The sequence below is a fragment of the uncultured Acidaminococcus sp. genome (genome assembly GCA_900538365.1).
GTDB lineage: Bacteria > Bacillota > Negativicutes > Acidaminococcales > Acidaminococcaceae > Acidaminococcus.
This window is the reverse complement of record UPXT01000066.1, coordinates 1-6,272: the sequence shown is the minus strand read 5'-3', so window position 1 is coordinate 6,272 and position 6,272 is coordinate 1. Positions and strand designations below refer to the sequence as shown.

6 protein-coding genes are annotated in these 6,272 nt (G+C 48.5%); all 6 read right to left on the bottom strand.

Annotated elements, in window-relative coordinates:
- Positions 1-311: 311 nt before the first annotated feature.
- Positions 312-1,736 carry a thioether cross-link-forming SCIFF peptide maturase gene (gene scfB, locus QZQ08_RS09475; RefSeq protein ID WP_367268484.1) on the bottom strand — a complete coding sequence of 475 codons (1,425 nt, stop codon included), beginning with the start codon at positions 1,734-1,736 and terminating at the stop codon, positions 312-314.
- A gap of 103 nt (positions 1,737-1,839) precedes the next feature.
- Entirely contained in the window at positions 1,840-1,983 is a 144-nt protein-coding gene (gene scfA, locus QZQ08_RS09470) for a six-cysteine ranthipeptide SCIFF (protein ID WP_009015611.1), read from the bottom strand.
- Between the two features lie 100 nt (positions 1,984-2,083).
- A complete protein-coding gene (locus QZQ08_RS09465; RefSeq protein WP_296331326.1) occupies positions 2,084-2,908 on the bottom strand; it encodes a polysaccharide deacetylase family protein in 825 nt (274 codons plus the stop codon).
- A gap of 1 nt (position 2,909) precedes the next feature.
- Positions 2,910-3,842, bottom strand: coding sequence for a DNA-binding protein WhiA (gene whiA, locus QZQ08_RS09460; RefSeq protein ID WP_296331321.1), 933 nt, complete (start codon positions 3,840-3,842; stop codon positions 2,910-2,912).
- A 3-nt stretch (positions 3,843-3,845) separates the two neighbouring features.
- On the bottom strand, positions 3,846-5,237 hold the full coding sequence (gene yvcK / locus QZQ08_RS09455; protein ID WP_296331319.1) for a YvcK family protein: 1,392 nt from the start codon (positions 5,235-5,237) through the stop codon (positions 3,846-3,848).
- A 20-nt stretch (positions 5,238-5,257) separates the two neighbouring features.
- Positions 5,258-6,118: an RNase adapter RapZ gene (gene rapZ, locus QZQ08_RS09450; RefSeq protein WP_296331317.1), complete on the bottom strand. Its 861-nt coding sequence runs from the start codon at positions 6,116-6,118 to the stop codon at positions 5,258-5,260.
- Positions 6,119-6,272 lie beyond the last annotated feature (154 nt).

Sequence of the window (6,272 nt, the reverse complement as noted above, 5' to 3'; positions counted from 1 at the left end):
CACCAAAGTGACTTGACCCGCACATCTGTCAATCAATATTCAGTTCTCAAGGTTCTACCGTCGCTTTCGTTCTTGGCTATCGGCGACTTTCATATCATAGCACTTTTTGAAAGTGCTGTCAACAACTTTTTCAAATTTCTTTTTAGGAGCTTTGGCTCAAGGCCGGTTCCCATCAGAACTTGTCGTGTTGACAGGTACATACTATACCAGATTAAAAAATCTTTTGCAAGCACTTTTTTCTCTTTTTTTCTTTTTCCCATCCAGATTCACTAAGAAAAATGGCTGCCGAAAAACGGCAGCCAGTACTGATTTTATTTATCGACCTGATACTTGAAGTTATCAATGACCGGACGTTCATCCTTTTTGCCTTCCTGCACATCTTCTGTAAGGAGGGCCTGGACGATAATTGCCATTTCCAGACGCTTGCGCTGGATCTTGCAGCCATATTCATAGGGCTTTTCGATAGTGCCATTCACCAAATCGGCGTTGGCGTGACAGCCGCCGCTGCAGAAGAAACGAGCCCAGCAGCTCCGGCATTCCTCTTTCTTCATAACGTGCATATGGCGGAAGTACTGAACCATATCCTTTTTTACGATGCCCGTGTCCAAGGTGCCCATCTTATATTGTTCCCGCCCGACGAACTGATGACAAGGATAGATATCCCCTTCTGGCGTAATGGCATAATACTCGTGGCCAGCCCCGCAGCCTGCTAGGCGCTTGGCAACACAAGGCCCATTATCGAGGGCCACATTGAAGTGGAAGAAATCAAAGGGAACTCCCTTGCGTCTTTTATCAAGGTAAATTCGGGCGAGTTTTTCATATTCCTTGTCAAGGATCTGCCAATCTTCTTCCGTAAGAACATAGGGTTCATCCGTCCCGACAACCGGTTCCATGGAAATCTCGGACCCCACTTCGAGCATGGCAAGAACATCATCGGCAAAATGGGGGTTGTAATGGGTATAGGTTCCCCGGAGATAATAGTTGCGTCCCCGCCGGCTTTCAATAACTTTCTTGAATCCTTCAACAGCTTTATCGAAAGAACCCAGATGCCCCGGATAGGGTCTCATATGATCGTGGGTCTTCTTGCTCCCGTCAAGGCTGAGGACCAGCATGACCCGATTGTCATTGAGATAGGTTACGATTTCATCCGTAAGGAGCGTCCCGTTAGTGGTCAGCGTCAGCTTGATATTCTTTCCCGTTTCTTTTTCGCGTTTGCGGACATAGTCCACAATGAATTTTACAACGGGCATATTCATGAGCGGTTCTCCGCCAAAAAGGTCAAGTTCCAAATTATGGCGCTGTTTGCTTCCCTTGATGGCAAATTCGATGGCCTTTTGAGCCACTTCCTTGCTCATGAGGGCACGATGGCCGCCAAAATCTCCCGTATCGGCAAAGCAATATCCGCAGCGCAGGTTGCAGTCATGGGCGACATGGAGACAGAGGGACTTGAGGACGGGTTCTTCGGCAAATGTATCGGGTACGGAAAACTCCGGGGAAAAGAGGAGGCCTGCATCCTGCAGTTCCTTTAGTTCCGTCAGGACTTCTTCCACATCGCGATCCGCGTACTTTCCCTTGAAATGGGCCTTTGTCTCTTCCTGGTTGTTCCCATCATAGAACCCCAGGATATCATAGATCATCTCATCGACGATATGAACGGCGCCGCTATTGACGTCAAGGACCGCATAGTGGTCATCTAAATGCATTCTATGGATCAGCAAACTATTTCCGCCTTTCATGATATATTAACAGTAAATGGACTCCCCTTATCATAAAAAAGAGGATATGGAATTTAGAAAGAAAAAGGCTCCCCGCTTAGGCAGGGAGCTGTTCTACAATACCTTAAGCCTTTTCGCAGACCTGGTTGCCTACCGTGCAGGACGTTTTGCAAGCAGACTGGCAAGAAGCTGGGCATTCGCCGCAGCCGCCGCTGCGCAGGGTCTTTTTCAGCATTTCTTTATTGACAGTTTTGATTCTCTTTGCCATCGTACATTCCTCCTGACTTTAAACTAAAATTTATTTTATCTGTTTTTAGGACATTATGCAAGGGCCTTTACAAAACTCCCCCAGAAACGACGCCTTCGCTTTACTTTTTATGGTAATACCATAAAAGAAAACGATTGAGGTCATATCCCGTTTTTTCGTTCATCCAACTGATCAGCTGGGCCTTATAAAGGGCTCTTTTGAAATGCTCCAGATTTTTCGTCTTATGATGGAAGACATTGACCCGGCGCAGGGTAAGCAGTCCATCCCGCTCCGTATTGGTTCCAATAAGCCCCGTTACGCCTGCCGTATAGCCGGCTTCCTTCACATCTTCGACGACCTCTTTATTATAGGCACCATTGGGATAGCTCAAGGTTACTCCATTTGGTGAATAATATAGCCCCAGCATATGGTCATGGGACTTCTTGAGATCTGCTTTCCGTTCCTGGCGGGGGAGCGTCGGCAGTGGCTTGTGGATATAAGTATGGGAACCAAGCTCCCACCCATATTGGGCAAGCTTTACTTCCTCGTCCCAGGTTAAATACCCCGGCCAGCCTTCATACATTCCAGCCATGAACATATTCCCAATATAGCCATATTCCTTCATGATGGGAGCTGCATTGGTGAGGTTGTCAAGGTAGCCGTCATCGAAGATAAGGACACATTCCTTATGAAATGAATCGCCCGCCTTTCTTCTATTTGCATAGTCTCCCAATTTGATGGTCTTATACCCATTTTCCTTGAGGTATTCCATTTGGGCCCGAAATTCATCGGTTGGCATGGAATAAAGATCCGACTTATCTTCCACCCTATGATAGGCAAATATTGGCACGGACCGATCCCTAAAATCCAAAAAATCATGGACTGCCCATGCGCAGCCCGCCGCAACAGCAACAAGGCCCAACAGAATCCCCTTTTTCCACTTCATCTTATTCACGCGCTTCCTTCCCTATTTTTTCCGCAATCTGTTCCAATTTCTTCAGCCGATGATTCAGACCCGATTTTCCAATATGGCCTTCCGTCAGAGCTGCAAGTTCCCCTACGGCTAGGTCTTGGTGTTTTAACCGCAGACGCGCCGCCTCCTGCAAGGTCTCTGGAAGCTGGTCCAATCCTACGGCACGGTCAATGGTCCGAATGGCAGCCAATTGGCGCACGGCCGCCTTGACGACCTTATTGAGGTTTGCTGTTTCGCAATTGACAACCCGGTTGACCTGATTCCTCATATCCTTTAAAACCCGAACGTTCTCAAATTCCAGATAGGAATGATGGGCACCAATAAGGGAAAGGAAAGAAGCAATGGCATTGCCTTCCTTCAAATAGACGACATAGGTATTTTTTCGGTCAATCACGCGGGCCGGCAAATCAAACTCTTTCATTATTTTACAGATATACGCCCCCATGTCAAGGCGTTCCGTAATCAGTTCCAGATGATAATCACTGAGGGGACGGCTTACAGAACCGCCCGCCAGGAATACACCCCGAAGAAAGGCTTTCTTGCAGACATTCTTTTTAAGAAGCGCGGCTCCTGCAAGGTCAAGGGGAGAAAGCAGATGAAGTTCCCCCAAGGCAATCCGCGCCTCACTGCTGGGTACAACGTGGACTTGATAGCGATTGTTCTTCTTAAGTCTCGTGGACCGCGTCACAATGACTTCAGTCTGAACCGCAAAGTTATTTTTGAGCAGGCGAAGGACACGGCGTGCTAAGGCCGCATTTTCAGTCGTAAAATGAATGCCTACTTTTTGGCCTGAGAGGGAAACGGATCCACTGATCCGCAAAAGTCCGAACAATTCAGCCCGTTCTCCTTCTTTTGCTTCAGAATCGAGACGTGCGACTTCATTTTTTACATCACTGGCAAAGGACATGGATCATGACTCCTTTTCCTTGTTCTTTGCCGCTTTCCCATGACTGCGCAGTTCCTGCATAGTCTGACGGGCAAAGAAATAGTCAAAGAAACGTACTCCGCGTCCAAATAGACGCAGTCGATAGATGAGGGCAATGATGCTTTTTGCCAGCTTCTGCGGGTTATGACGGACCAGGTCGCTATCATTCAGGAGTTTTGCCGGCACCGCCTCAATACCCAGTTTTTCAATCTTGTCGATGTCAGGAGAAACTGGCTCAGCGCCTTCTTCCCTATACTTGGCAATCTGTTCCGGTTTGGCCTTTTGAACATTGACAACCACATAATCCAAGGCCTGGGCTCCCATATGGTTCACCAAAGTCTCCACATGTTCATAGGCCCCGTAGCCATCGGTCTCACCGGGCTGGGTCATGACATTGCAGACATAGATCTTGACGGCCTTGCTCTTTACGACTGCATCCCGGATTCCAGGTACGATCAGGCTTGCAAGGACGCTTGTATAAAGGGAGCCCGGACCCAGGATAATGGCGTCAGCATGCAGGATGGCATCAATGGCGCGCTGGGAAGCCTTTGGATTTTCCGGTTCTGTCATGAGTCGAACAATTTTATGAGGAGATGCGGTAATGGCCGATTCCCCAATGACGACGCTGCCGTCATCCATTTGAGCCTTGAGCTGGATATTTTCCGATGTACTGGGCCATACTCGTCCATGGACCTTGAGGATTTCACTGATGGCAGCAAGACCGTCTTCCATATTGCCTTCAAGGTCGCTCATGGCAGCAATAAAAAGGTTGCCTAGACTGTGACCGGAAAGGAATTCACTGTCATGAAAACGATACTGCATGGCCCGTTCCATGACAGGTTCCGTATCAGCAAGGGCCACAAGACAATTGCGCATGTCCCCAGGGGGGATGATGCCCATTTCCTTGCGCAGCCGTCCGGATGAACCGCCGTCATCAGCCGTAGTCACAACTGCTGTGCAGTTGTTGGTAATGAGCTTGATCCCGCGCAGGAGCACCGAAAGACCTGTACCTCCGCCGATGACAACAACGGATGGGCCTTTGTCCAGCTTTTGCTGCGTGAAGATAAGTTCCCGCAGGGATTCCTTTTCTCCGGGCATGACGGAGCGGATAACCGTCTTGACGACTCGAGCACCGCCATAGCACATAAAGAAAATGCCCACAACGACGTTAAAAAGACCTAAAGCCGTGATGGTTGACTGATAGAATTCGCCGCCTACATAAGAAATAAAATTAAAGACAAGCGCTTCAATCAGCCCGACAAACTGATAATTGAAGATCAAGGTTACACCGACACAAGAAAGGACTGTCCCCAGACCAAAAAGAAAGAGCCACCGTTTGAGGTTAAGGCCTGGGTATAGCCACTTTATCCATTTCATAGGCACACTCCTCACGGGAATTATTTCTTCAAGAGATCTCGATGAATCACTTGGGCCTGGTACCCGCAGGATTCAATGAACCGCCCCAAGGCGTTGGCAACAAAGACCGAGCGATGGTGACCGCCCGTGCAGCCCACGCCAATCATGAGCTGGCTCTTGCCTTCCTTCGTATATTCAGGGAGCAGGAACTCAATAAGATCATAGAGTTTCTGCAGAAAAGTCTGGGTCACGGGTGAATGTTCAATATAGGCCACGACATCGGCATCGTTGCCATTTTTTTCCTTCAGTTCCGGCACATAAAAGGGATTCGGAAGGAAACGGACATCAAACATCATATCGCAGTCAAGGGGCGTTCCGTGCTTAAAGCCAAAAGATTGGACTGCAATGCTCATGGCTGGCAGACTCCCATCCCGTCCGTAAAGGGAAATAATCTTGGTCCGCAGTTCCTTGGTCGTCGTATGGGTCGTATCAATGATTGTCGTGGCCCGCCGGCGGACATGGGAAAGAATCTGCCGTTCGCGCGCAATATCAGCACTTAGGCCGCCCTTCCCATCAAGGGGATGGCGACGGCGTGTTTCCTTGTATCGCCGCACCAGGGTCTGATCATCAGCATCAAGGAAAACCAGTTCAAAGGGAATCTTTTCTCGGCTCAGCTGGTCGAGGACTTCCGTCAGTTCATCAAAGAACTTACCGCCCCTGATATCAGCTGCCAAGGCAAGCTGATCGGATTCATCACTGCGTTTCATGCACAGTTCGATGAATTTTGGGATAAAGGTCGGTGGCAGGTTATCGACGCAAAAGTATCCTAAGTCTTCCAAGGTCCGCATGACCTGGGTTTTCCCTGCCCCACTCATCCCCGTAATGATCAAATTTCTTGCCATGATGGATTCGCCCCCAATCAAAAGTACATTTCTCTTATTATAACTTTTTCACTTATATGCCGCAACAAATGCGGTGCGTGCGCGCCCCTTATTCCGGGACGGTTAATTGTAAAATGAAATAGGACATATAAAAAGACATACAGGAAATCTTTTG

Excerpts from the sequence above, each read along its gene's own strand:
- scfB (WP_367268484.1), bottom strand. The coding sequence starts at position 1,736 with ATGAAAGGCGGAAATAGTTTGCTGATCCATAGAATGCATTTAGATGAC.
- scfA (WP_009015611.1), bottom strand. The coding sequence starts at position 1,983 with ATGGCAAAGAGAATCAAAACTGTCAATAAAGAAATGCTGAAAAAGACC.
- QZQ08_RS09465 (WP_296331326.1), bottom strand. The coding sequence starts at position 2,908 with ATGAAGTGGAAAAAGGGGATTCTGTTGGGCCTTGTTGCTGTTGCGGCG.
- whiA (WP_296331321.1), bottom strand. The coding sequence starts at position 3,842 with ATGTCCTTTGCCAGTGATGTAAAAAATGAAGTCGCACGTCTCGATTCT.
- yvcK (WP_296331319.1), bottom strand. The coding sequence starts at position 5,237 with ATGAAATGGATAAAGTGGCTATACCCAGGCCTTAACCTCAAACGGTGG.
- rapZ (WP_296331317.1), bottom strand. The coding sequence starts at position 6,118 with ATGGCAAGAAATTTGATCATTACGGGGATGAGTGGGGCAGGGAAAACC.